This window comes from Dactylosporangium sucinum, from assembly GCF_014647515.1.
GTDB classification, from domain to species: domain Bacteria; phylum Actinomycetota; class Actinomycetes; order Mycobacteriales; family Micromonosporaceae; genus Dactylosporangium; species Dactylosporangium sucinum.
The window spans coordinates 1-241 of record NZ_BMPI01000081.1 but is presented as its reverse complement, the minus strand read 5'-3'; the positions used below and the strand labels follow the sequence as shown (position 1 = coordinate 241).

Annotated in this window: 1 protein-coding gene; it reads right to left on the bottom strand. The window is 72.2% G+C overall.

The genetic code is table 11. The annotated features are described in order from the left end of the window. Nucleotides 1-241, bottom strand: a 241-nt coding sequence (locus IEZ31_RS57730; protein WP_229836985.1) for a putative PEP-binding protein, incomplete at both ends; no start/stop codon positions are given.

Sequence of the window (241 nt, the reverse complement as noted above, 5' to 3'; positions counted from 1 at the left end):
TGGCGAACAGGCCGGGGATGACCAGCCCGAGGCGCACGCCGCGCAGGCCGAGCATCGGGTTCTCCTCGTGCATGCGGCGCACGGCGTCGAGGAGATCCTTGTCGTGGCCAGGGTCCTCGCCGCGCTCCTCGGCGACGGCGACCTTGACCGCGAGGTCCTCCAGCGGCGGCAGGAACTCGTGCAGCGGCGGGTCGATCAGCCGTACCGTGACCGGCAGGCCGGCCATCTCGCGGAACAGCTC